The organism is Kitasatospora sp. NPDC056800, assembly GCF_042789775.1.
In the GTDB taxonomy this organism is placed as follows: Bacteria; Actinomycetota; Actinomycetes; order Streptomycetales; family Streptomycetaceae; genus Kitasatospora.
This window is the reverse complement of sequence record NZ_JBHUAL010000001.1, coordinates 83,706-107,831: the sequence shown is the minus strand read 5'-3', so window position 1 is coordinate 107,831 and position 24,126 is coordinate 83,706. Positions and strand designations below refer to the sequence as shown.

Below are 24,126 nucleotides of genomic sequence, written 5' to 3'. Positions count from 1 at the left end.
GGCCATCAGTCAGATCACGCCGAATTCCGCCGACCCGGGCCGCCGCGTGGTGCTTGGCGGCACGGCGGCCCCGGTCCGGCGCACCGCCCGGCTGCCGCACCCCGAAGCGGCCGCGCGGACGTGTCAACTCGCCGCTGACGGAGGCGGGTTCACCCTCGACGCGGGCGGCGGCCGGAGTCTCCGCAGTCGAACGGCGGCCTCTCTTACCAGAACTGTTCGTTGCTGAAGTCCTCGTGTGCCGAACGGGGTAAGGCTGTTCCTGTGAGCCCGTAAAACCGGTCGGCCCGTACGCCGGCCGCACCCTCCGACCCGAGCCGCCGACGCCCGCGGGCCCCAAGACCCGCAGGCCCGAAGGTCCGTCGCGCCGGGACCGGCCGCCGCCCACCCAGTGGCGGGCCGTTCCCGGCGCCGGCCGTTCCCAGCGTCCCTGCCCCCACACCGCCCCGAGGACCCTCCCGTATGCGAACCCGCCCCCACCTCAGCGCCCTCGCCCTCGCCGCGGCGGCCCTGCTCGCCGCCGCCGCACCCGCCGCCGCCCACGGCGAGAGCGTCCACCTGGACGTCACCGGCCAGCAGAACGGTCGCGTCAGCACCGTCGCGACCTGGGAGAACGACCACGACCCGGTGACCGGGGAGTTCGCCGGCACGCTCTCCGCGACGGCCACCGACGGGCGCGCCGTCGGCCCCTGGCGCCTGGTCACCGCCCCCGGCCGTCCCGGGACGTACACCACCCGGGAGATCCTGCCCGTCGGGCACTGGCGGGTGACGGTGGACTGCTCTTCCCCCGCCCCCGGGCACGGCGAGGGCGAGCTCGACATCGACACCGCGGTGGTCACCGACCCGGCGCCCGCGGGGACGGGGGGCCCGCCGCTCGCCGAGGCCCAGCCGGGGGACGGCTCGCCACGGTCCGCCGAGGTGACCCCCGCCCCGCTCCGGGAGACCACCGCCGGGACGGGGACCACCGCGGCCCCCGTCTCCGCCCGGGAGGCCGCGCCCGGCCGCGTCCACGCGACCACCTCCGACGCCACCGCCTGGGCGGCCATCGGCACCGCCTGCGCGGCCGTCGTCCTGGTCGCCACCGGCCTCTGGCTGCGCCGCCACCGCGGCTGAGCCGCCCGGGGCGGGGGGGCGTTGCGGGGGGTGCGGCCCCGTGTGGGCCCGGGCGGGTTGCCACCCGCCGTCCCTTCCGGTCCCGGGGCGCCACCGGGCGCCCGCACGACCGCAAGGGAGCGCTCGCGCATGAAGAAGGTCCTGATCACCGGCGGCGCGGGATTCATCGGCAGCACCGTCGCCTCCGCCCTGCTCGACCGGGGGATCACCCCGGTCGTGCTGGACGACCTCTCCCGGGGGCGGACCGAGTTCGTCGCGGACCGGCTCTTCTACCGGGGCGACATCGCCGACGCGGCCCTGCTCGACCGGATCTTCGCCGAGCACCCCGACATCGACGCCACCGTGCACTGCGCCGCGAAGATCGTCGTACCGGAGTCCGTGGCCAAGCCGCTGTACTACTACCGGGAGAACGTCGCCAAGACGGTCGAACTCCTGGACGCCCTCCAGCGCCACGGCTGCACCCGGGTCGTCTTCAGCAGCTCCGCCTCGATCTACGCCCCCACCCCCGACGCCCGGGTCGACGAGAGCAGCCCGGTCGACGCCGGCAGCCCGTACGCGCGCACCAAGCAGATGATGGAGCAGGTCCTCCAGGACTGGACCAGGGGCGAGGGTGCCGAGCGCCAACGCGTCATCGCCCTGCGCTACTTCAACCCGATCGGCGCCGACCCGCAGCTGCGCACCGGCCTCCAGGACCTCCGGCCCACCCACGCCCTCGGCAAGCTGATCGAGGCGCACACCACCGGCACCCCGTTCACCGTGACCGGCACCGACTGGGCGACCCGCGACGGCTCCGGCATCCGCGACTACGTCCACGTCCAGGACCTCGCCGAGGCGCACGTCGCGGCGCTGCTCCGGTTCGACGAGGTGATCGCCCCGGGCGTGGCGGACCGCTACCGGGTGATCAACGTCGGCACCGGCGACGGGACCACCGTGCGGGAGCTGATCGCCGCCTTCGAACAGGCCGTCGGCGCCAGCCTCGAGGTGCGGGAGGCCGGGCCGCGGCCCGGGGACGTGATCGGCTGCTACGCCGTCGTGGACACCGCGCGGGACCTGCTCGGCTGGCAGCCGCGGCGCGGCATCGCCGAGGGGGTCGCCGACGCGCTGGCCTGGCGGAGGGTCTGGTCCGCCCGGATCGCCGTCAGCTGACCGCCCGGAGGCGCTACTTCACGGCCTCGCCGGACTTCGACCAGTTGTCCCGCAGGCGGTCGAGGTAGGACTGCGCCTGGGAGCCGATCTTGACGCCCCGGGCGAAGGCCAGCATGTTGCCCGCGCCCGCGTTGTAGCCGAGGGCGACCAGTTCGTCCCGGCTGAGCGACACGCCCGGGCGCGCGGGAAGTTGGGCGGCGAGGTCGTGCAGGTGCCAGGCGGCCGCCTGGACGGCCAGGTCCCGGTCGTCCGGGAGCTCCTCCCACTGCCGGGAGGCGAAGGGGCGGCCGGGCTTGGTGTCGTCGAAGGCGGCCCGGTGCATGTTGGCGATGCCGAAGGAGGCGTCCGGTTTGCCGCGCTGCCAGGCCCGTTCGAGTTCGGGGTCGTGCGGCTTGTACGACTCGTTGTAGAGGATCGCCATCAGCAGCTGCGGGTTGACCCCGGCCTCGGTGGCGTACCGGCGGACCGGCTCCGCGTAGTCGGCCGGGTCGTAGCGGCCCGAGGGCTTCGACGGCTTCGCGGAGCCGCCGGCCGACGGCGCGCCGCCGGACCCGGGGACGGACGGGGCGGCGGCGGTCGGGGAGGGGTCGGTGGAGGCCGCGCCGTCGTGGTCGTTGCCGCGCAGGAGGCCCAGCCCGACCACGACCGCGACGGTGAGCACCAGCCACTGCCCCCAGCCCGGCCCCTTCTTCTCCTCGCTCACCGCTGCCGCCCCTCCCCGTTCGCCCGTGCGGTCGTTCGACCGTCGTGCGGCCGATCGTGTCCTGCGGCAGGTTACTCGGCGGGCTTCTGGTCGCCGTCGAGGTTGCGCAGGAAGTCCTTCGCCTTCTCGACGCCGGTGTCGATCTGCCCGCTGTACTTGCCGTCCGTGCGGTCGTCGATCGCGTCGCCGACCTTGTCCAGGCCCTGCCCGATCACGTCGCCGTGGTCACGGGCGAGGTCGGTGGCCTTGCCCGCGAGGTTCTTCAGACTCTCAAACATGGTGACGCTCTGCTCCTCTGATGCGTTCCTGATGGTGTGCCGACGTGGCGGGGATCATGACCATCCTAACGACGGTCCACCAGGCGGTCGGTCGCTGCCGGGTGGCAGCGGATGACTTTGCTGAAATGGGTTTTGTATGCTCCAGCCCAACCTCTACAGCAATGTAGAGGCTTGGTCCCCACCAGGACGTCACCAGGGCGCCGCCAGGGCCCCGGCAGGACCGACGGCGTCCCGGCACGCGCGGTGGTGCGATCGCGCCGCCGCAGCCGCAACGATCGAGGGAAGTGCGCATGGCCGGTCAGCGGGCGAGAACGCCGTACCAGGACGCGGGGCCCCGCACCGAGGACCGCGCCCTGCCCGCCCAGCGCTCCTGGCCGGCCGGTGCGGGAGCCGCAGGCGCCCCCGGGAGGCGCGCGGACACCGCGGCGCCCCGGCAGGTCCGGTCGCCGCGCCCCGGGGCGGCCCGCCGCAGGCAGCAGGCGCGCCGGCGCGGCGGGACGGCGGCCGCGTTCTCGGCGGTCGGGCTGCCGCTGCTCGGAGCGGTCGCGGACGAACTCGACGGGCCGGGCGTCGGCCTCCTGTTCGCGGTGGGCTCGGTGCTCGGGACGGCGGCCGCGGCGCTGCTCTGCAGCCGCACCGGCCGGTGGTGGGTGGTGACGGCCGCTCCGGTCGTGGTGCTGCTCACCGCCTCGGGCGTCGAGTACCTGGCGCACCCCGGGAAGTACCAGGGGAGGAACCTCGGCACCGGCGCGCTGCGCTGGGTGGTCGGGGCGTTCCCGGTGATGGCCGCGGCCGTGGCGGTGGCGCTCGTCGTGGTCGCGGTCCGTGTCACGGCGGCCCGCCGCCGGGCGGTGCCGGAGCGCCGGCGGACCGGCAGGACGGCTGTCCCGGTCGGAAGGGGCCGCCGTGGCTGAGCGCGGCAACAGCCGTACCGGCGGCCGCGGCCAACACGGGCAGCGCGGTCCGCGCGGCCGGCGCGGCTACGACCCGCGCCGCGCCGCCGCCCCGCTGACCGTCGCCGGGCGCACCCTGGCCTGCACCGTCTCGGTCGCGGTGCTCGGCGCCAGCGGCTTCACCTGGTACGAGTACCGCAGCCTGGACGACGGCATGATCAAGTCCACCGCGCTGAGCGAGGCCAGGAAGAACGCCCCGCCGCACCTCGACAAGTCCGTCAACCTGCTGCTGATCGGCCTGGACAGCCGCAAGGACATGGACGGCAACGACCTGCCCCGGCAGTTCGTGGAGGACGAACTGCACGCCGGCTCCAGCGAGATCGGCGGGTACAACACCAACGCCCTGATCGTGCTGCACATCCCGGCCAACGGCGGCAAGGTCACCGCGCTCTCCGTCCCGCGCGACGACTACGTGCAGACCGTCGGCGCGGACGGGAAGATGCACAAGATCAAGGAGGCGTACGGCATCGCCAAGGAGGCCGCCGAGCAGAAGCTGGCGGGCAAGGGGCTCTCCAAGGCGGCGCTGGAACGGCAGAGCCGCGAGGCCGGCCGCTCGGCCACCATCCGGACCGTGCAGAGCTTCCTGGACGTCCCGATCGACCACTTCGCGGAGGTGAACCTGATCGGCTTCTACGACATCGCCAAGGCGGTCGAGCCGGTCCAGGTCTGCCTCAACCACCCCGTGGACGACCCGATCATCGCCCGGACCGCCACCCACGAGGGCGGCGGCACCGGCCTCAAGCTCCCGGCCGGGATCAGCTCCCTCGACGCCGCGCAGGCGCTCTCCTTCGTCCGCCAGCGCCACCACCTCACCAACGGCGACCTCGACCGCACCCACCGGCAGCAGGCGTTCCTCTCCTCCGTCGAGTACCGGCTCAAGCAGCAGGGCATCCTGAACGACCTCGGGCAGATGCAGAAGCTGTTCGCGGTGGTGAAGAAGGACGTGGTCATCGACAACGAGTGGAACATCCTCGACTTCGCCCAGCAGGCGCCCAACCTGACCGGCGGCAACGTGGAGTTCAACACCCTGCCGATCAGCGGCTTCAAGACGGTCGGCGGGCAGGAGGTCAACACCGTCAATCCGGACCTGATCAGGAAGATCGTCCGGCAGCTCTTCAAGCACGAGCCGGCGCCGGCCGTCCCCGCCGTCGTGCCCGTCGCGCCGTCCGGGGACGCGCCGGGCGACCCGGCCCCGTCGCCCTCCGCGACCCCGACGCCGAGCGCGACGCCCAAGGCGGTGGTCGACATCAACGCGGTCGCGGGGGCGGGGGCGGCGGCCAACGAGTCCCGGGCGCTGGCCGAACTCGGCTACCAGACGGGCCGGATCGGCGACGCCCCGGCCAGGACCCGGGCCACCGCGGTCGGGTACGGAGCCGGGGCCAAGGCCGAGGCGCAGCGCCTCGCCGCCCGCTACGGGGTGAACGCGGTCTTCTCGTCGGGGATCCCCGCGGGCCGCGTCCTGCTCACCCTCGCCGTCTCCCGCACCCCGAGCCCGACGGCCGTGCCGTCGGGCGCGCCGGGTGAGACCTCCGCCGACTCGGCGGCGGGGCTGCCGATGCAGGGGCCGGCGGTGAAGGCGGGCGGGATCCCGTGCGTGGACTGAAGCCCCTGCGGCGGTGGGGAGTTCAGCCCCGGCCGGGGCTGGTGCCCCGGAGCGGCCGCCGGGTCGAGGGCCTCGACGTACCCGGTCCGCCCGCCGACGACGTCCGGGACGAGCGTGCCGTGGGCCGGCGGGAGCGGGACGCACCGGTGGTCCGGGCCGTAGGGCCGGCCGTCCGGGTGCGGTTCCGTCACGGGCGCGGCGCCGTCACGGGCGCGGTGCCTTCACGCCGTGGACGGCGGCGTACTCGGCGGCGAGCCAGGGGCCCAGGTCGTCGACGAGCACGGTGAGGGCGGCCCGGTCGGGGGTGCGGCCGCGGGCGAGGGCGGCGGCGAGGCGTGCTTGGGCGGCGCGCTCGGGGTAGTAGCCGGCGAATATCTCGGCGGAGGCGGCGAGGTCGCTGGTCCAGCCGCCCCAGCGGGGCATGACCAGGGTGAGGCAAGTGCGGACGAGGCGGCGGGAGACGGCGCGGGTGAGGCCGCGCAGTTCGGCCTCCGTGGTGGCGGCGGCCAGGCGCTCGTGCCAGAGCGGGAGGACCAGGGCCAGGTCGCCGTTGGTCTCCCGGGCGAGCAGCGAGGTGGGGCGGTAGCGGGGGAGCCGGGCGGCGAGGTCCTCGCCGAGCAGCGGGGTGCAGAGGCAGGCGACGAACCAGCCGAGGTCGTGGCGTTCGAGCTCGCTCAGCAGGGTGTCCGTGCCGGCCAGCACCACGCCGACCCCGTTCACCTGCGCGAACTCCCCGTCGAGCGCGGCTTCGAGGGCGTCGGCCTCCGCCCGGTCCGCGGCGGTGGGCTCGTGGCGCAGGGCGAGCAGCAGGTCGAGGTCGGAGACGCCGGGGGTGGCGGTGCCGCGCGGGAGGCTGCCGTAGAGGTAGGCGCTGTGCAGCCGGTCGGGGGCGAAGGCCGCGGCGATCCGCTCCCGGGCGGCGGCGACCACCGGCGTGAACGCCGGCGGCACGCGGTCGAGCGAGCCCTCCCGTGCGATGTACCCGTCCCGGTCCAGCCCCTGAATCGTGGTCATGGGGGCACTCTGCCCCACCGCGGTCGGCCCTGACCAGCGAATATCCGTCGGCCCGGCCGATTGTCAGTGCCGTGTGCAAGCATCCGTCGCACACGAACACGAACGGCGTGAGGGGATCGGCATGGGCACCTGGGACATCGGGCACTTCGACAACGACTCGGCGGCGGACTTCTGCGGCGGACTGGACGACGCGGCGCCGGGCGAGCGGGAGGCGCTGCTCCGGTCGGCGCTGCTGTACGCAGTCCGGGCGGAGGAGTTCCTGGACTCGGACGAGGCGGTGGAGGCGGTCGCCTCCGCCGCGCTGGTGGCGGCGCAGTGCCCGGGCGGGGCGGCGGTGACCAGTGCCTACGGGCCCAAGGAGCCGGTCCCGCCGCTCTCCGCCGAGCTGCGCCCGCTCGCGGTGGCGGCGCTCGACCGGGTGGTCGCGGAGGAGTCGGAGCTCGCGGAGCTGTGGGACGAGTCGGGGGAGGCGGCGGCCTGGCGCGAGGGCATACGGACGCTGCGGGAGGTCCTCGCCGCGGCGTCGTCGGCGGAGGCGCCGGTGGCGGACGCGTAGGTGGCATGCGCGTAGGCGCCGGGGCCGGTGGCCGATCGGCCGTCAGCGGCGGGCCGCCGTCCACCAGTAGCCGAGCGCGGTGAGGCTGGTGGCGGAGCCGAGCAGGCAGACGGCCGTCCAGCCGCCGTGGTCGTAGACGACGGTGGACAGGATCGCGCCCGCGCCGCACCCGGCGGAGTAGAGCAGCATGTAGCCGGCGGTCAGGCGGCTCTGCGCCTCCGGGCGGACCTGGTAGAGGAGGTGCTGGTTGGCGACGTGGACGGACTGCAGGCCGTAGTCGATCACCACCATGGCGAGCACCAGCCACCAGACCGAGTGGGGCAGCAGTGCGGCCGGGAGCCAGCCGACCAGCATGGCCAGCAGACCGATGCCGGCGGTGCGTTCGGCGCGGCCGCGGTCGGCCTGGCGGCCGGCGTATCCGGCGCCGAGCGCTCCGGCGGCGCCGGCCAGGCCGAAGAGCCCGATCTGGGTGTGGCTGAGGTTGAAGGGAGGCGCGGCGAGCGGGAGCACCATCGGGGTGAGCAGCACGGTGACGGAGGTGAAGGCGAGCAGCGCGAGGACGGCCCGGACCCGGAGCACGCGCTCCTGGGCGAAGAGCGTGAACACCGAGCCGACCAACCGCGGGTAGCCGATCCGCTCGGCCGCCCGGTGCCGCTCGGACGGGACGGCGGCCGCGACGGCGAGGGCCATGGCGGCGGTGGCGACGGCGGAGACCACGTAGACGGCGCGCCAGCCGGCCAGGTCGCCGATGGTCCCGGCGACGGTGCGGGCGAGCAGGATGCCGACCACGATGCCGCTGGTCACGGTGCCGACCACCCGGCCCTGGTCGCCCGGGGCGGCGAGTTGGGCGGAGTAGGCGACGACCACCTGGGCGACGACGGCGAGGACGCCGACGGCGGCCATCGCGAGGAGCAGCAGCGGAGCGGAGGGGGCGAGTGCGACGGCGAGGAGGGCGAGGACGGACAGGCCGAGCTGGGAGGTGATCAGGGTGCGGCGGTTGACGTGGTCGCCGAGCGGCACGAGCAGGAGCAGGCCGAGGGCGTAGCCCGTCTGGGTGAGGGTGCCGACCAGGCCGATGGTCGCCGGGGCGATGCCGTAGTCCCGGGCGATCAGGTCGAGCAGTGGCTGCGAGTAGTAGACGTTGGCCACGGCGAGGCCGCAGGCGACGGAGAGCAGCCAGGCGACGGCCGGTGACAGGCCGCGCGGCGGGGCCCCGGTGGGGGTGTCGGCCGGGGCTTTGGCCTGGGCGTCGGCGGTCGGCTCGTCGGCGGACGCGCGGGCGGGTGAGGTCATGGGCGGACTCCCTCGAAGGGGCATGGTGGTTTCAAAGTGCTACCGCGACACAATGGCATACCCTGGTTTTAATAAGCAACCACGCTCTGATCGGTACGCTGGGCGCCGACCGGTGAGAGCTGAGAGGTGGGAGAAGTGCCGAAACGCACCACGCACGAGGAATCGGCCTGCCCGGTCGCCCGTCCGCTCGACGTCGTCGGCGACGGCTGGACGCTGCTGATCGTCCGTGACGCCTTCGACGGACTGCGCCGCTTCGGGCAGTTCCAGAAGAACCTCGGCCTGGCCAAGAACATCCTGTCCTCCCGCCTGGCCGGCCTGGTCGCCAACGGCGTGTTCGAGCTCGCGCCGGCCGCCGACGGCAGCCCGTACCAGGAGTACGTGCTCACCGAGAAGGGCCGTGCGCTGTTCCCGGTGATCACGGCGCTGCGGCAGTGGGGCGACCAGTGGTTCTTCGAGGAGGGCGAGCCCCGGGCGCGCCTGGTGGACCGCGAGTCCGGTGCGCCCGTCGCGCGGGTCGAGGTGCGCTCGGCGGACGGCCGGGTGCTCGGGCCCGAGGACGCGAAGGTGCTGCTGCCCTGAGGCGCGCCGCTGCCACCGACCGGGTGAGGGTCGATGGCAGCGGGGCGTGCGCCGGGTCAGCTCGGCGTGGCGGCACTCGCGGTCGGGCAGGGCGGCAGGGTGGACGGCGCGGTGCTCGCGCAGGTCGCGGTCGGCGCCTGGGCGGTGGTGGTGGTCGCCGTGGTCCCGGTTGCCGTCGTGACGGCGGTGGTCGTCGTCGCGGGGGAGGGCGTCCTGGTGACCGGTGTCGGCGTCTGTGTCTGAGTCTGAGTCGGCGTGCCGGTGGTCATCGTGGACGGGGGCGGAGTGCTGGTCGTCGTGGCCGTCCCCGGCGGCTGACCCGAGCTGGTCGGGGACGTGGCTCCGGGGGTCGTCGGGCCCGAGGAGGTGACTCCGGCGCCTGTGGAGCCCGAGGGGGTGGCACCCGAACTCGTCGGCGTGCCGGGCGATGGCGTGCCGGGTGGGGTCGTGCCCGGCGATGTTGCACCCGGCGACGTTTCGCCGGGCGAGGTCGTGCCGGGGGACGTCGTACCGGGGGAGGTCGAGGAGGTGGCCGAGGGTGTGGACGGCGTCCACGGGCCCGGCGGCGGGATGCCGGGCTCCAGGGGCCCCTTCGGCGGTTCGGCCGGTCGGTCCACGACCTCGACCCGCCCGGTCATCCGGGAGAACCACCCGCCGGTCTCGACGTTCACCAGGATGATCTCGGTCACCGGTCGGGCTGCCGGCACCACGATGATCAGCGTGGACGGCTGGAAGCCCGCCCAGGCCTTCCCGGTGTACCTCGCGTTGCTCACCAGCGCCGGCGGCTTCAGCGGGTTGCCGCAGGAGCAGCGCACCCGGGGCACGCCCTGGGCGTCCACCAGGACGGCGGTGCCCGCCTGCAGTGCGGACTGGTACTCGACCACCGCGCCGCTCTTGTAGGTGTGGTTGGTCACCCGGGTGTCCACCCGCAGGTAGGCGGAGGTCAGCGAGCGCAGGTAGCCGGGGACGTCGGCCTGCGCGATGCCGGCGGCGGAGGCCCAGGCGCGCCCGGTGTCCCCGGTCGAGAGCATCCCGACCAGGCGCTCGGTGTCGCAGCTCGGCTTGCCCATCGACCCGGCGTACAGCCCGGCCGAGCTGCCCTCGACGCTGTGGAGCGCGGTCGGCGAACCGCTCCGGGACGAGGCGCCGCCCGGGTGCTGCGCCGTCGGGGTGACGGTTGGTGCGGGGGTCGGAGCGGGGGTCGGGACGGCGGAGCCGGGTGCGGGGGCGCTCACCCCCTGGGTCTCCACCGACGGGGTGAACGGGTCCGGCCCGGGATCGGTCGGGGCCTGCAGGGCGACCTCGTTCGCGGTCGGCACGGCCGGGTGGTTGCCGCCCTGGTTGTCGACGATCAGCACGGTGGCCACCACGGCCACCGCCACCGTGCCCGCCGCCAGCGCCAGCCCCTTCCCGGAGCGCCACCACGGCGTGCGCGTCCCGCGTCCGGGCCCGCCGGACGACGGCCCGCCGGGCCCGCCCGCGCCGCCCGGTCCGGACGGCCCGCCCGGTCCGCTCGCGCCGCCGGGACCACTCGCACTCCCGGCCCCACCCGCCCCGGCGGCCCCGGACGGGCCCGAGGGCGGAGGGGGCGTGGACGGCGGACCGGCCGTACCGCCGCCGGACGGTCGACCGGCCAACGGCCCGGACGGGGGACCGGACGGCGGACCGTGCGGAGGTTCACCGGGCGGGTCGGGCAGGCCGGACGGAGGCGGTTGGGCGGTCATCGAGGCTCCGTTTCGCAGGCGGTCGGCCGACCGGGGCCGGCTCGGGAGGCTCCTGCCAGTGGCTTCCCTTTCTCCCCCGTTGCCCCGTTCGCCGCAACAGCAGGTGCCGGGGCGTCGCCGAGCGTGCCCGCCGACCGTCGGCCACCCTGGAAACCCGGTCGGAACCCGGCCGGAACCCGGTCGGAACCCGGCCGGGAGTCGACCGGACGTAGAACGGGCGTAGATCGGAGATCGATCGCGCCGCGCCCGGGCCGGACCCCTGTGCACCCCGCGAGCGACGAGGAGGCGGCATGCAGCAGCCCACCACCCGGGCCGCGGGTCCGCCCGGCGCCGTACGCGGCTGGCTGGACGCGCTCGCCGTCGTGCTGGCCGGGCTGGTCGCGATGGCGGCGGTGGCCGCACTCGGTCTCTGGCTGGCCGGCGCCGACGACCTCCCGGATGGCGGCTTCCCCGCCGTGCTGGCCGCGACGCTCGCGCTCGCCGTCGGCGGCACTGTCGAACTCGACGGCGGCGCCGGGGACTTCGCGGCGGTCGGGGCCGGGATCAGCGCGATGCCGCTGAGCGTCTCGGTGGTCGGCGCGGTCGCGATGGCCGAGGTGTTCCTGCGCCAGCTGCGCTTCCGCGCGGTCGCGGGCGGCGGTGAGCTGCTCGGGCGGATCGGCCGGACGGTGCTGCTCTGGGTGCTCGCCCTGGTGCTGCTCACCCTCGGCGCCCGGCACAGCTTCGTCGTCCCGCTCGGCGGCGACCTGGCCCAGTCGATCGGCGGCGCGCTCGGGCTGACCCCGGAGCTCGGCTTCCGCGCGGACGGCCCGACCACCGTGGGCATCGGGCTGGCCTGGCTGCTGGTGGTGTTCGCGGTCACCTTCGCGGTGTCCCGGCGGGCCCCGCTGCCGCCCGCCCTGGTGCGCTACCAACTCGCCGTCCGCCCGCCCGCGTTCGCGCTCTGGCTGGTCCTGCTGGCGTACCTGGCGATCGGTGCGGTGGCCGGGGTGCTGACCGCGGTCGTGCACGGGAACCCCCGGCAGACCCTGGCCGTGGTGCTGCTCGCGCTGCCCGACCTGGTCTGGCTGGCCTTCGGCATCGGGCTCGGCGCCACGTGGCACGGGCGGCTGGTCGGCGGGCTCGGCCTGCCCGTCCCCAAGCCGCTCAGCGCGGTGCTGCGCACCCCCGGGGGCGGGCCGGCGACCATCGACCTCGGCGCCCTCGCGGAGCAGGACGCCCGCAGCTGGTGGCTGCTGCCGTTGGCCGCCGTCCTGTTGCTCGCCGCCGCCTTCCTGGCGGCCCGCCGCGCGCCGCGCACCGTCCGGCCCTGGCGGCACGCCGTCCGGTTCGCGCTCGCCACCGCCGTCACCGTGCTGCTGGTGGGTCTGTGGACCCGGGTGGACGCCGACTACGGGCTCTCCGTGCTCGGTGTCGGCCTCGGCCAGGGCGGCCTGGGCGACCTGCTGGGCGCCGTGCTCGGCGGCGGCAACCCGCTGGCCGGGCTGGGCGGCGGCAGTCTCACCCTGCGACCGGTGCTCTGGACGGCGGTGCCGCTCGCGGCGGGCTGGGGGCTGCTGACCGGCGCGCTCGGCGCCCTGCTCGCCACCCGGGTGCGGCACCGCGGCGAGGTACCGGCGGACGCCGGGTGACGGGTGCGGGGGCGTGGCCCGGCTCAGAACAGCCGGTGGCCCCGCACCCACATGGTCTTGCGGCCGTCGGCCCGGATGAGCCGGAGTTTCCCGATGCCGTCGTGGATGCCCGCGCTGAGAAGCAGCGACGGTCCGACGACCACGCCCGCGGCGGCCAGCGTGAAGAGCAGACCGATGTTGTCGACGGCCTGGTCGTCGCCCTCCTCGACGGTCCGGCCGCCCAGCTGGACCAGCATCGGGACGAGGGCCAGCAGCGAGAGCACCAGCAGCCAGCCCACCGTCCGGTGGACCAGCCGCTTGACCCGCGCCCTGGTGGCGGTCTCCACCCGGACGGAGAAGGAACGCCGGCAGCGCGGGCAGATGACGCCGATCTCCTTGTTGCCGCCGGTGGGCCGGGGCGAGCCGCCCTCCGGCAGGTGTGCGACGCTCCAGCTGACCTTCGTCGAGGTGAGGCCCTGCTGGACGCTCACCCGACAGCCGAGGCCGACGACGTACCGGTCGGTGATCGGGATCTTCGCCACTGCTGCCACCCCCAGCCGCCGCGACCGTCGCGGGGTAGGCGGAGTTTAGCCGCACGCCTGAAGAGATGGTGATGAAACGTCAGAAAGCCTCCGTCAGAAGGATGATCGCCGCCGGGACGGCCTGGCCGAGTGCACCGCGCCACAGCTTCGGCTCCGAGGTGAACAGGGTGATCCCGCCCGCGACCATGAACGCGGCGACGTAGAGCACCACCGCCCGCCCGGCCCCCGGGTGTCCGGTGTGCAGCAGGACCAGGCCGGCGACCAGGCCGAGGGCCAGGAAGAGGTTGTAGAAACCGACGTTGACGCGCCACAGCCGGACCTCCGGGGCGTCCGCCGTGCTGCCGGTCAGCACGCGGCGCACCCGCGGATGCCCGTACAGGAAGCTCTCCAGCGGCCAGACGATCAGGTGGATCGCCGCGGCGACCACGGCGAAGACCTGGCTCACGGCGTTCATGACGGACGGCTCCCTGCGGGCGGCGACGGCGGCGGGTGGACGACCGGTGCGGCCCAGGCGGGCGGCCCGGGCACCGGGGGCGGGTCGGGGGTGAGCGCGGGGACGACCCGGGTGGGCGGCCCGTCGGCGCGCCACGGTTCCGGCGCGGCGGCGGTGCTCGCCGCGCGCAGCTCGGCGACGAAGTCCAGGCAGTTCGGGTACCGCTCCCCGGGCGTCTTGGCCAGCGCCCGGGCGACCACCGCCCCGACGGCGGCCGGCAGGTCGGGCCGGTGGTCGCGCAGCGCGGGCGGCGGGTCGTTGAGGTGCGCCCAGAGCAGCGCGAGGTCGCTCTCCCGGCGGAACGGCGGGGCGCCCGCGAGCATCTCGAAGACCACGCAGCCGAGGCCGTACTGGTCGCAGCGCCCGTCCAGCGGCCTGCCGGAGATCTGCTCGGGCGCCGCGTAGTCGAGCGTGCCGACGATCTGGCCGACGGTGGTCAGCCCGCTGAGCGAGAGGGACTTCTTGGTCAGGCCGAAGTCCGCCAGGTACAGGTGCTCGGGGTGCTCGCTGTCCGTCCCGGCGGCGACCAGTACGTTGCCCGGCTTGACGTCCCGGTGCACCAGGCCGTGGTCGTGCGCGGCGCCCAGTGCCGAGGCGATCTGGAGGGCGAACCGGACGGCCCGCCCGACCGGGAACGGGCCGGAGCGGTTGATCAGGGCGCGCAGGTCGCCGCCCTCCACGTAGCGCATCGCGAGGTACAGGATGCCGTCCTGCTCGCCCGCCTCGAACACCGGGATGATGTGCGGGTGGTCGATCGCGGCGGCGGCCTCCGACTCGTGCATGAACCGCTGCCGGAACACCTCGTTGCGGGCCAGCTCGGGGGCGAGCAGCTTGACCGCGACGGTCCGGCCGAGCCGCAGGTCCTTGGCCCGGTAGACCACGGCCATGCCGCCGCGCCCGATCTCGTTCTCCAGCCGGTAGCCGGCCACCCGCCGCCCGACCAGCCCGGCGGGCAGACCGGTGGCGTCCCGCTCGGGGGCGTCCCGCTCAGGGGCGTCGCGTGCGGCGGACGGCCGCTCGACGCCGTCGCGCTCGGCGGAGGTCACGGCTCACCGGTCCGGGTGGGGGCGGACGGGCCCGCCGCGGACGGGCCGTGCGCGGGCGCGGGCGACGGCACGGGCGAGGGGCTGGGCCGGTCGGTGGCCGCGTACGTCTGGAGCTGGAGCCCGTCGCCGTAGCACCAGCGGTCGTGCACCGGGTCGAACAGCCAGACCGCCTCGCCGTCCACCACCAGGCCGATCCGCAGGCCCCGGGTGCGCTCCCGGAAGGCCCCCAGGTCGAGGGCGCCACCGGCGAGGTCCTCCAGCAGGGCGCGGTAACGGTCGAGCGCGCCCCCGGCCTCGGCGAGCGCCGGTCGCGGGTCGGCGGTCCGCGCGGGCGGGCCGCCGGCGGCGGGCGGTGGCTGCGGCAGCGCGACCAGCAGGCGGCCGTCCACCCAGGCGGTCCAGCCGTTGGAGCAGAGGATCCGCGCCCAGTCGCCCCGGCGGTCGAGCAGCTGCAGCGGCAGCAGCGCGTCGAGCCGGGCGTCGGGCCGGGCCGGGTCGGGTGCCGCCCAGGAGGCCATCCCGTCCGGCGGGGCGACGTGGGTGGGGCGGAACGCGAACTCGTCCATGCGGCGGTCGCCCTTCCGCTAGCGCCGCATGATGCTCGGCTCGTGTCGCCGCAGCAGGGCCAGCACCACCAGGCCGTACAGCAGCGAGAGCGCGGGCAGCAGCGCGATGCCCACCAGCCAGCCGGAGCGCTGGTGCCGGAACATCGGGTCGGCGGTGATCGCGTTCGGGAAGATGCCGTGCAGCTCGACGGTGCGCGCCATCGCCGACAGGCCCCAGCGCGACGGGACCAGCCAGGCGAACTGCTCCAGCCCCGGGACGCCGTGCAGCTTGAGCATCAGGCCGCTGAAGACGATCTGCACCACCGAGAGGAGCACCAGCAGCGGCATGGTGGCCTCCTCCTTGCCCACCAGTGCCGAGACCACCAGGCCGAGCATCATCGCCGAGAAGGCGAGCAGCGCGACCGCGAGGATCAGTTCGGGCAGCTGCGGCATCACCACCCCGGTCGGCACCGCGAAGGAGAGGTCCACCCCGGCCAGGCCGACCACGGTCAGCACCGCGGCCTGGGCCACGGTGACCGTGCCGAGCACCACCACCTTGGAGACCAGGTAGGCCGATCTGGACAGCCCGACCACCCGCTCCCGCCGGTAGATCGCGCGCTCCTTGACCAGCTCGCGCACCGAGTTGGCGGCGCCGGTGAGCAGCCCGCCGATGCAGAGCGTGAGCAGGCAGTTGACGGCGTTGTCGGGGGAGAGCCGGGAGCCGGCCATCGCCCGGCACATCAGGCCGATCACGAAGGGCAGCACCACCATGATGGTGAGGAAGAGCCGGTCGGCGGCCAGCACCGCGGTGTACCGGCGTACCAGGGTGCCCAGTTGGGAGAACCAGCCCTGCGGCTTGCCCCAGTCGATCACGGGAGCGGCGGGAGCGGCGGGAAGGGCGGGCGTGGCCGACGCGGCGGGCTCGTGCGGGGTCGGGTGCGGACGGGGCGACGGCGTCGGCCCGCCCTCGGCCGCCACGTAGCGCGCGTACTGCGGGGAGCCGCGGAACCGCTGCTGCCAGGTGTCGTGGTCCTCGTCCTCGAAGGCCTCGAAGGCCTCCGGCCACTCCTCGTAGCCGAAGAAGCCCAGCGCCTCGCCGGGCGGCCCGTAGTACGCCGTCCGCCCGCCCGGGGCCAGCACCAGCAGCCGGTCGCAGACGCTCAGGCTCAGCACGCTGTGCGTCACCACGACCACCGTCCGGCCGTCGTCGGCGAGCCCCCGCAGCATCCGCATCACCGAGCGCTCCATGCCCGGGTCCAGCCCGGAGGTCGGCTCGTCGAGGAAGAGCAGGGACGGCTTGGTGAGCAGCTCCAGCGCGACGCTGACCCGTTTGCGCTGGCCGCCGGAGAGGCTGGCGATCACCTGGTCGGCGCGGCCGTCCAGGCCCAGTTCGTGGATCACCTCGCGGACCCGGGCCTCCCGCTCGTGCGGCTCGGTGTCGCCGGGGAAGCGCAGCTCGGCGGCGTAGGACAGGGCGCGGTGGACGGTGAGCTGGGTGTGCAGGATGTCGTCCTGCGGCACCAGGCCGATCCGGCGGCGCAGCTCGGCGTAGTCGCGGTAGAGGTCGCGCCCGTCGTACAGCACCGTGCCCTGGTCGGCGGGGCGCAGCCCGGTGAGCGCGTTGAGCAGGGTGGACTTGCCCGCGCCGCTCGGCCCGGCCACCGCGAGCAGCGCCTTCTCGGCGAGCGGGAAGCCGACGTCGTCCAGCAGCACCCGGTGGTCGGGGCCGACCCGGACCACCAGGTGCCGGACGTCCAGGGAGACCTCGCCGGTGTCGGTGTACTCGACCAGCCGGCCGTCGGCCAGGCAGAGCGCGGAGTGGCCGATGCCGACGATGTCCGCCGGGCCGACCGGGGCGCGCTGGACGGGGCGGCCGTTGAGGTAGGTGCCGTTGTGGCTGTCCAGGTCGACGATCTCGTGGCCGCCGTCGGGCAGCGCGCGCAGTTCGGCGTGGTACCGGGAGACCACCAGGTTGTCCAGGACCAGGTCGTTGTCGCGCGAGCGGCCGATCCGGACGGTGCGGCCGAGCAGCCGGTGGACGGCGCTCGGGCGGCGGAAGGTGCCGGAGAGGTGCGGGGCGACCAGCGACGGCCGCTTGTGCGCGGTGGGTGCCGGAAGGCCGGCGAAGGCCGCGGACGGGCCGTCGGCCGGGTCGCCGAAGCGCAGCCGGGTGCCCGGGCCGACCTCCTCGCGGCTGACCCGCCGGCCCTCGTCGTACGTGCCGTTGGTGCTGTCCACGTCCTCCAGCAGCCAGTGCCCTCCGGTGGCGCGCAGGATCGCGTGGTGCCAGGACACCCGGGGGTCGTCCAGGACGATCTCGCTGGTCGGGTCGCGGCCGAGGTGGTAGGCCCGGGTCGGGTCGATCACCCGCGACGCGGTGCCGGTGACCAGGACGAGGGGCGGCGCGGAGGGTGCGCCGGGGCGCTCTCCCATGCTGCGCATTCTATCGCCGTCGCTGTCGCCGCACCGGCCGAAGAGCCCTGCCGGAGTGCGGGATTGGACTGGACCACTGCCTCCGCGCGCCACTATCGTTCGGCGTGCCCGCGGATCGCGCGCCGCCGGAACGCGCCCGCGCGTCACCGGGAGTCGTCGAGTGCTTCGGAACGGAACCCATGAGCATCTGGCCGCAGTTGCGAAGATCCCGGACCGTCCGGGCCGGGCACGCCACCGGCCGGGTGCTGCGCTGCGGGCTGATGGACACCATGCTCGCCGACCTCGCCGTCTCGGTCGTGCTCTGCTTCGAGCACCCGCTGGACGACGACCGGCTCGCCGCCGGCCTGGCCCGGGCGCTGGAGCGGGTGCCGGTCTTCGCCGGAAGGCTGCGCACCGTCGAGGGCGTCCTGGAGGCGGTCTGCGACGACACCGGCGTGCCGTTCGAGGTCTACACCGTGGAGGGCACGCTCGCCGAGGCGATGGGCCGGGCGACGGCGGCCGGCGCCGAACTGGTCGCCCCGCTGGACGCCCCCGCCGCCCGTGACGGCGGCGTCCCGCTGCTCACCGTGCGCCTCACCCGCACGGCCGACGGCGGCACGGTGCTCGGCTGCTCCTGGCACCATGCGATCGGCGACCTGCACAGCTTCATGCTGCTGCTGCGGACCTGGTCCGCGGCGGTCGAGGGCGAACCGCTGCCGAAGGCCGAACTCGTCGACGACCAGGACGAGTTGCTGGCCGAGGTGCTCCCGGACGAGGACTGCGGCCGGCCCGGCTTCCGGCTGCCCTCGGCGGCGGAGGCGGAGCTGCTGGCCCGCGAGGTGGCGGTCGGGCCACGCGCCAACCGGATCGTCCAGATCGCCTTCACCGACGCCGAACTGGCCAGGATGCGCGAGGAGTTCGGACTGGCGGCCGGGCGCCGGCTCTCCTCCGGGGATGTGCTCTGCGCCCACCTCCTCAGCACCCTGCGGGAGTTGGACGGGGACGACGCCGAGCGGATGCTGACCGTGCCGGTCAACGCGCGCCGCTGGCTGGGCCTGTCGCCCGCGCTGCTCGGCAACCTCCTCAGCGAGGTCCATCTGCCGCACCGGCCCGAGGAAGGACCGGCGGTGCTCGCGGGCGCACTGCGCACGGCGGTCGAGGAGTTCCCGACCGCGCACCTCAACCTCCGCGCCAACCTGTGGTTCCTGGCCACCCTCGGCCGCTCCCGGCTGCGCGACTGCGTGCCGCTGGGCTTCGACCCGGCGGCGCGCCGGTTCAGCTTCTCCAACTGGAGCGGCTTCGGCGCCTATGCGGTGAGCTTCCAGGGGAAGCGGCCCGTGCTGTTCAGTCCGGCGGCCAACTACCCGATTCCCTGGGTCTGTTGGACGGTCGAGGGGTTCCGGGGCGAGGGCCGGCTGGCCACCGTGGTGCTGCCGGCCCGACTCGCCGCCCGGGTGCGCGGGGCGGAGGGCCGGGCGGCGCTGCACCGGTTCCGCAGGGCCGGGGACCGGCCGCCCGCCTCGGCCGGGGTGCTGCCCAAGGTGCTCTGAGCCGCCCCGCCGGTGCGGGTGCGAAGGCAGGCCCCGGCGGCGGAAGGGCGCCCACGGGGGATGTCGGTTCCCCATGGGCGCCCTTCCACCGTGACGACGGACGTCCTCCGGCAGGCCTCAGAAGGACCGCTCGATCGCGGTCCACAGCTGGAGCCGGGCGCGCAGCGCGGTGCGGACCGTCTCGGCGCAGGAGTCCCACTTGTCCTGGTCGTCGCCGCACAGGTCGATCAGCATCTGCATCGCCATCGGGGTGTGCTGCTCGCCGTCGACCTCGATGTGACGGGCCAGGTAGTCCTTGAAGACGGTGAGCGCGCCCTCGGGGTCGTCGATCCGGATGACCTGGGTGAACATGTCCGGGATCAGGTCCTCGCGGCCGAAGGCGAAGGCGGCGGCCCGGCAGTGCACCGGCGCGTTCTCCACGATCGACCAGGTGGTGGAGGTGAAGTCCAGGGCGGGCTGCGGCACTCCGGCGTTCTTCAGGGCGTCCGGCACGGCGGTGCCGGAGCCCAGCAGGGCCAGGAACTCCTCGATCGGGCGCGGGTCGGCACCGGCCTGCCGCATGCCCTCGACGTACAGCTCGAAGTGGCTGGTGTAGCCCTCGCCGAGCTCGTCGCTCTCCTCGACCAGCACGATCTCGTTGATCAGCCGGCGGCTGGCGGTCGGGCCGTTCGGGACCCACGGCACGTCCACGCAGGTGAGGTCGCGCTGGAGGCTCTTGAGCAGCGACATGAAGTCCCAGACGGCGAAGACGTGGCTGCCGAGGAAGGTGCGGACCCGCTCGATGCCGGTGAGCGAGCGGTACACCGAGTGCTCGACCACCTCGCGGCGCAGCGGGTCGATGGCCTGCTGGAGACTGGTCAGGCCGGGGTGCGAGCGGTCCCAGTGGTAGCGGTTCGTGGACAACGGGGCTCCTTGGTCGGGCTGTTGGGCGATCGACGTGTTCGGGGTGCGCGAGGTACGCGGGGGCTGCGCCGCTTCGGGGCGCGGTCAGCGGTGCTTCAGCACGAGGTCCAGCGCGTGCCGCAGCTGCTCGCGGCCGGGCTGGACGGCGCGGTCGAGGGCGGGGGCGAAGGGCAGGACGGCGCCGTCCGGGCGGGTGATCCGGCGGGGCGGGGCGACCAGGCGCATCTCCTCGGCGGCGGTGGCCAGCACCTCGGCGCCGAAGCCGCAGCTGCGGTTGGAGTCGTCCAGGACGACCAGGCGGCCGGTGCGTTCCAGCGAGTCGGCGAGCGCCTGCCAGTCGAAGGGGTACACCGTGCGCGGGTCGAGGACCTCCACCGAGACCTCCGGCGCCAGTTCCTCGGCCACCGCGAGGGCGTCGTGCACCAGGTGCCCGAGGGCGACCACGGTGACGTCGCTGCCCGCCCGGTGGATCCGGGCCCGGCCGAGCGGGACGGGGACGAGGTCCCAGGTGACGGTCTCGCGCACCGGCATCGCGGCGGCGGGCGCGAACACCACGACCGGGTCCGGGTCGCGGATCGCCGAGCGCAGCAGCCCGTAGGCGTCGGTCGGTGTGGCGGGCACCACGGTCTTCACCCCGGCGTGCGCGAACAGGCTGTACGGGTGGTCGGAGTGCTGCCCGGCCCAGCCGTCCCGGGAGCCCGAGCCGGGAACCAGGCAGGTCAGCGGGACGGCGGCCTGGCCGCCGGTCATCAGCGAGAACTTGTGGGCCTGGTTGACGAGTTGCTCGAAGACCAGGAACAGCAGCGACGGGATCTGGAACTCCAGCACCGGGCGCCGGCCGGCCAGCGCGGCGCCGACGGCCATCGAGGTGAAGGCCTGCTCGGAGAGCGGGGTGTCGACGATCCGGCCCGGCCCGAAGCGGTCCAGCAGGCCGAGGGTCGGCCCGGCCAGACCGGCGCCGATGTCCTCGCCGAAGACGCAGACCGCCGGATCGGCGGCGAGTTCGTCGGCCAGCGCCCGGTTGAGCGCCTTGGTGTACGAGAGCCTGGTCACGGCGTCGCCCCCGCCCGGGGCCGCAGCCCGTCGGCGTACAGGTGGTCCAGTGCGCCCGCCGGGTCCGGGTGCTCCGAGGCGAGCGCGAACTCCTCGGCGGCGGCGAGCTGTTCGGCCACCGAGCGGTCCAGCTCGGCGACCGTCGCCGGGTCGAGCAGGGCGGCGGCCCGGGGGAGCGGGTCGCGCTCGCGCCAGGCGTCGACCTCCTCGGGGGAGCGGTAGCGCAGCTTCATCCGGCGCTCCATGGTGTGGTGGCCCTCGTATCGGTAGGTGCGGCAGGCCAGGAAGCCCGGGCCGCGGCCGCCGCGGGCCCGCTCGACGGCGCGCAGCGCGGCGGTGCGGACGGCCTCGGTGTCCATGCCGTCCACCTCCTCGGCGGGGATGCCGAAGGCGGCGGCCCGGCCGGTGGCGCTGCCCGCGACGGCGGTGGCGGCGGGCAGGGTGGTGGCGTAGCCGTTGTCCTCGCAGACGAACAGCACCGGCAGGCGCCACATCGCGGCGAGGTTGAGCGACTCCAGCAGGACGCCCTGGTTGAGCGCGCCGTCGCCGAAGAAGGCCACCGCGACCGGGGTCCGGCCGACCTCCGGGCCGTCGGTCCCCGGCCCTTCGGCCGTCGTCCGTCCGGGGTTGACAGCCGCCCAGGCCGCGCCGACCGCGATCGGGGCACCGGCGCCGACCATGCCGTTGGCGCCGAGGATGCCCAGCGAGAAGTCGGCGGCGTGCATGGAGCCGCCCCGGCCGCCGTTCGAACCGCCGACCCGCCCCAGGAGCTCGGCGAGCAGCCGGTGCGGCGCGGTGCCCCGGGCGAGCACGTGGCCGTGGCCGCGGTGGGTGCTGGCGAGCCGGTCGCCCGGGCCGAGCGCCGAGCAGACGCCGACCGCGACGGCCTCCTGCCCGATGTACGGGTGGATGCCGCCGGGGATCGCGCCGGACTTCACCAGGCCGAGCGCCAGCTCCTCGAAGCCGCGGATCAGCCGCAGCATCCGGTAGCGCTCGGCGGGGGTGTCCAGCGGGGCGGGGCTGTCGGGCAGTGCGGCGCCCTCGCCGGCCGGGTGCGCGGGAGCGGTCACGGCCGCCCCCGCCAGACCGTCGGGCAGAACCGCGGGTCGGCGTAGTCCGGCCGGCCGTCGTCCGTACGGCCCACCAGCACGTCGTGGTTGTACACCACCGGCTCGCCGTCCGGCCGGTCGTGCCGGCGGTACTCGTTGGCGCCGTCCTGGAGGTGCAGCGAGACCGCCCGGCGCGGGAAGGAGGCGAGGTTGGGGCCGCTGCCGTGGTACGTGCGGCAGTGGTGGAAGGACAGGTGGCCGCGCGGGATCAGCATCGGGACCTTGCGCACCCGCTGCCCGTTGTGGGCGGCGTTGGCGGCCAGGATGGACTCCAGCTCGGAGCCGTCGCGGTCGGCGAAGTGCCGGGTGGAGTCCTCGCCGGACGGCAGCTCCCGCCAGCGGTGGCTGCCGTCGACCATGGTGATGGTGCCGTTCTCCTCGCGGCAGTCGTGGAACGGGATGAAGGCGGTGAGCATCTCCTCGGAGCTACAGGTCTGCCAGTAGTGCTTGTCGAAGTGCCACGGCACCCGGTTGCTGGGCTCCTCGGGCACCGGGGGCTTGTAGATGAGCGTCGACTGGAAGACCCGGATCTCCTCGGTGCCGGCGAGCAGCGCGGCCACCGCGCCGACCAGCGGCTTGCGCAGGATCGCGCCGATCGCGTCGCTCTCGTAGTGCACGTAGTCGTTGTGCCGCTGGACCGGCCCGTCCTCGGGCCGCCAGGAGGCCAACCGGGGTGGCCGGACGGGCAGTTCGCGGTCCCGGTGGCCGGCGTAGTACGCCTCGGTGGCAGCCTGGAGGGTGTCCAGCTCCTCGTCGCTGAAGAGCCTGCGGGAGAGGTACCAGCCGTGCTCGCGGTAGTGCGCCACCTCGTCGGGGGTGGGCAGCAGGGCGCGCTCGGCCTCGGTGAGCCGGAACCCGGGGGCGGCGGCCAGCGCGCGGGCCTGCTTCGGCTGTGCGGGGGCGGGCCGGTCCTCGGCGGCGGGGCCGTGCCGTTCGACGGCCTCGTAGAGGGCCTTGATGTTCGCGGTGCCGAAGGTGCCCGCTCCCTGCCGTTCGATCAGTTCGAGGAAATAGGTGCGCCGGGGGTGGGTCGAGCGGGCGAAGATCTGGAACAGCTGGCCGCCGTGGTCCTGGTCGACCAGGACGTGCAGGTCGCGCAGGGTCGCCACCGGGATGGCCGTCTCGCCGAAGCGGTCGGCCAGGGCGTCGAAGTAGGCGTCCGGCGTGGTCAGGAACTCCACGCCGCGCTCCCGGGCGGTCCGGACGGCGCCGGCGATGTCGCGGGTGCTGAAGGCGAGGTGTTGGACGCCGGCCCCGCCGTGGGCGGCGAGGAACTCGTCGATCTGGCCGGGGCGGCGGGTGGTGTCGGGCTCGATCAGGGTGAAGGTGACGCCGCCGGAGGCGCTCTGCACCACCTTGGAGTCCATCGCCTGCTCGCCGACCTCGATGTACTCCTCGAAGATCGTGCGGAAGTCCAGCGCGTCCTCGCAGAACCGTACGGCCTCCGCGAGCGTGCCGGCCGGCAGGCAGATCGCGACGTGGTCGAGGCCGTCCAGCAGGCGGGGCTCCGGGGTGGCCTCGGCGTCCGGCAGCGGGACCAGGCGCAGGGCGGTGTCGCCGAAGCCCTCGATCAGGACGCCGGCCCGGTCGAGTACCCGGGCGCCGTGCCGCTCGGCCCGCTCCAGTGCGGCCGCCGGGTCGGCGCAGCCGAGGGCGAGGACGGCGACGCCGTCCCCGTGCCGGGTGACGTACTCGGCCACCGGGTGCTCCGGGTCGGCGGCGGAGGTCAGCCGCAGCCGGATGGTGCCCTGGCGCAGCCCGATGGTGCGGGAGCCGTCCGGGGCAGTGGCCGGGGCGTCGGCGGTGAAGCCGAGGTCGGCGCTGAGTCCGGCCGCGGTCTTGTCGGCGTCCGCGCAGTGGAACTCGACGTGGGTGATGGTCTGGATGGACAACGGGATCTCCCC

At 74.9% G+C, this 24,126-nt stretch carries 22 protein-coding genes; 8 read left to right on the top strand and 14 right to left on the bottom strand.

What is annotated here, in order from left to right:
* Positions 1–459: 459 nt before the first annotated feature.
* Both ACFRQN_RS00535 and galE read left to right on the top strand, forming a co-directional pair.
* Complete coding sequence (locus ACFRQN_RS00535) at positions 460–1,110, top strand: hypothetical protein (RefSeq protein ID WP_380737271.1); 651 nt, start codon at positions 460–462, stop codon at positions 1,108–1,110.
* Between the two features lie 129 nt (positions 1,111–1,239).
* Positions 1,240–2,256 (top strand): UDP-glucose 4-epimerase GalE, encoded by a 1,017-nt coding sequence (gene galE / locus ACFRQN_RS00530; protein ID WP_049660328.1) that lies wholly within the window; start codon positions 1,240–1,242, stop codon positions 2,254–2,256.
* Positions 2,257–2,269: 13 nt separating this feature from the next.
* On the opposite strand, the gene ACFRQN_RS00525 is transcribed toward galE, so the two are convergent.
* Together ACFRQN_RS00525 and ACFRQN_RS00520 are read right to left on the bottom strand one after the other, a co-directional pair.
* Positions 2,270–2,959 carry a transglycosylase SLT domain-containing protein gene (locus tag ACFRQN_RS00525; protein ID WP_380737269.1) on the bottom strand — a complete coding sequence of 230 codons (690 nt, stop codon included), beginning with the start codon at positions 2,957–2,959 and terminating at the stop codon, positions 2,270–2,272.
* A gap of 71 nt (positions 2,960–3,030) precedes the next feature.
* Positions 3,031–3,237 carry an antitoxin gene (locus ACFRQN_RS00520; RefSeq protein ID WP_049660325.1) on the bottom strand — a complete coding sequence of 69 codons (207 nt, stop codon included), beginning with the start codon at positions 3,235–3,237 and terminating at the stop codon, positions 3,031–3,033.
* A 290-nt stretch (positions 3,238–3,527) separates the two neighbouring features.
* Here ACFRQN_RS00520 and ACFRQN_RS00515 point away from each other — a divergent pair, with 290 nt between their 5' ends.
* Both ACFRQN_RS00515 and ACFRQN_RS00510 read left to right on the top strand, forming a co-directional pair.
* Positions 3,528–4,151 carry a DUF6542 domain-containing protein gene (locus ACFRQN_RS00515; RefSeq protein WP_380737267.1) on the top strand — a complete coding sequence of 208 codons (624 nt, stop codon included), beginning with the start codon at positions 3,528–3,530 and terminating at the stop codon, positions 4,149–4,151.
* Positions 4,144–5,793, top strand: a complete 1,650-nt coding sequence (locus tag ACFRQN_RS00510; RefSeq protein WP_380737265.1) for an LCP family protein — start codon at positions 4,144–4,146, stop codon at positions 5,791–5,793. Before ACFRQN_RS00515 ends, ACFRQN_RS00510 begins: the two co-directional genes overlap by 8 nt.
* A 204-nt stretch (positions 5,794–5,997) precedes the next feature.
* Here the strand turns inward: ACFRQN_RS00510 and ACFRQN_RS00505 are convergent, their stop codons facing one another.
* Positions 5,998–6,807 carry a nucleotidyltransferase domain-containing protein gene (locus ACFRQN_RS00505; RefSeq protein ID WP_380737263.1) on the bottom strand — a complete coding sequence of 270 codons (810 nt, stop codon included), beginning with the start codon at positions 6,805–6,807 and terminating at the stop codon, positions 5,998–6,000.
* 121 nt (positions 6,808–6,928) lie between these two features.
* Here ACFRQN_RS00505 and ACFRQN_RS00500 point away from each other — a divergent pair, with 121 nt between their 5' ends.
* Complete coding sequence (locus ACFRQN_RS00500; protein WP_049658045.1) at positions 6,929–7,363, top strand: DUF4259 domain-containing protein; 435 nt, start codon at positions 6,929–6,931, stop codon at positions 7,361–7,363.
* Positions 7,364–7,405: 42 nt separating this feature from the next.
* On the opposite strand, the gene ACFRQN_RS00495 is transcribed toward ACFRQN_RS00500, so the two are convergent.
* Positions 7,406–8,656 (bottom strand): MFS transporter, encoded by a 1,251-nt coding sequence (locus ACFRQN_RS00495; RefSeq protein ID WP_380737261.1) that lies wholly within the window; start codon positions 8,654–8,656, stop codon positions 7,406–7,408.
* 135 nt (positions 8,657–8,791) lie between these two features.
* Here ACFRQN_RS00495 and ACFRQN_RS00490 point away from each other — a divergent pair, with 135 nt between their 5' ends.
* Positions 8,792–9,235: a helix-turn-helix domain-containing protein gene (locus ACFRQN_RS00490; protein ID WP_074004888.1), complete on the top strand. Its 444-nt coding sequence runs from the start codon at positions 8,792–8,794 to the stop codon at positions 9,233–9,235.
* Positions 9,236–9,291: 56 nt separating this feature from the next.
* Here ACFRQN_RS00490 and ACFRQN_RS00485 read toward each other — a convergent pair whose 3' ends face one another.
* Positions 9,292–10,605, bottom strand: coding sequence for a DUF6777 domain-containing protein (locus tag ACFRQN_RS00485; RefSeq protein WP_380737259.1), 1,314 nt, complete (start codon positions 10,603–10,605; stop codon positions 9,292–9,294).
* Between the two features lie 644 nt (positions 10,606–11,249).
* Between ACFRQN_RS00485 and ACFRQN_RS00480 the strand changes: the two genes are divergently transcribed.
* Positions 11,250–12,590 (top strand): streptophobe family protein, encoded by a 1,341-nt coding sequence (locus ACFRQN_RS00480; RefSeq protein WP_380737257.1) that lies wholly within the window; start codon positions 11,250–11,252, stop codon positions 12,588–12,590.
* Positions 12,591–12,613: 23 nt separating this feature from the next.
* On the opposite strand, the gene ACFRQN_RS00475 is transcribed toward ACFRQN_RS00480, so the two are convergent.
* From ACFRQN_RS00475 to ACFRQN_RS00455, 5 genes are all read right to left on the bottom strand, one after another.
* Positions 12,614–13,111 carry a hypothetical protein gene (locus tag ACFRQN_RS00475; RefSeq protein WP_049660167.1) on the bottom strand — a complete coding sequence of 166 codons (498 nt, stop codon included), beginning with the start codon at positions 13,109–13,111 and terminating at the stop codon, positions 12,614–12,616.
* A gap of 79 nt (positions 13,112–13,190) precedes the next feature.
* Entirely contained in the window at positions 13,191–13,565 is a 375-nt protein-coding gene (locus tag ACFRQN_RS00470) for a DUF1304 domain-containing protein (RefSeq protein WP_074004884.1), read from the bottom strand.
* Positions 13,562–14,560 carry a serine/threonine-protein kinase gene (locus ACFRQN_RS00465; RefSeq protein WP_380737294.1) on the bottom strand — a complete coding sequence of 333 codons (999 nt, stop codon included), beginning with the start codon at positions 14,558–14,560 and terminating at the stop codon, positions 13,562–13,564. The genes ACFRQN_RS00470 and ACFRQN_RS00465 overlap by 4 nt, the downstream gene beginning before the upstream one ends.
* Positions 14,561–14,646: 86 nt before the next feature.
* Positions 14,647–15,216, bottom strand: coding sequence for a hypothetical protein (locus tag ACFRQN_RS00460; RefSeq protein ID WP_380737255.1), 570 nt, complete (start codon positions 15,214–15,216; stop codon positions 14,647–14,649).
* 18 nt (positions 15,217–15,234) lie between these two features.
* The gene (locus ACFRQN_RS00455; protein ID WP_380737253.1) at positions 15,235–17,628 is read right to left on the bottom strand and encodes an FHA domain-containing protein; all 2,394 of its coding nucleotides are present in this window, start codon (positions 17,626–17,628) and stop codon (positions 15,235–15,237) included.
* Positions 17,629–17,807: 179 nt separating this feature from the next.
* Between ACFRQN_RS00455 and ACFRQN_RS00450 the strand changes: the two genes are divergently transcribed.
* Entirely contained in the window at positions 17,808–19,157 is a 1,350-nt protein-coding gene (locus tag ACFRQN_RS00450; RefSeq protein ID WP_074004881.1) for an acyltransferase, read from the top strand.
* A gap of 117 nt (positions 19,158–19,274) precedes the next feature.
* Here ACFRQN_RS00450 and ACFRQN_RS00445 read toward each other — a convergent pair whose 3' ends face one another.
* From ACFRQN_RS00445 to hppD, 4 genes are all read right to left on the bottom strand, one after another.
* Entirely contained in the window at positions 19,275–20,060 is a 786-nt protein-coding gene (locus ACFRQN_RS00445; RefSeq protein ID WP_074004880.1) for a DUF3050 domain-containing protein, read from the bottom strand.
* 84 nt (positions 20,061–20,144) lie between these two features.
* Positions 20,145–21,113, bottom strand: coding sequence for an alpha-ketoacid dehydrogenase subunit beta (locus tag ACFRQN_RS00440; RefSeq protein ID WP_074004879.1), 969 nt, complete (start codon positions 21,111–21,113; stop codon positions 20,145–20,147).
* On the bottom strand, positions 21,110–22,183 hold the full coding sequence (locus ACFRQN_RS00435) for a thiamine pyrophosphate-dependent dehydrogenase E1 component subunit alpha (protein WP_241853089.1): 1,074 nt from the start codon (positions 22,181–22,183) through the stop codon (positions 21,110–21,112). The genes ACFRQN_RS00440 and ACFRQN_RS00435 overlap by 4 nt, the downstream gene beginning before the upstream one ends.
* A complete protein-coding gene (gene hppD / locus ACFRQN_RS00430; protein ID WP_198959467.1) occupies positions 22,180–24,114 on the bottom strand; it encodes a 4-hydroxyphenylpyruvate dioxygenase in 1,935 nt (644 codons plus the stop codon). The genes ACFRQN_RS00435 and hppD overlap by 4 nt, the downstream gene beginning before the upstream one ends.
* Positions 24,115–24,126 lie beyond the last annotated feature (12 nt).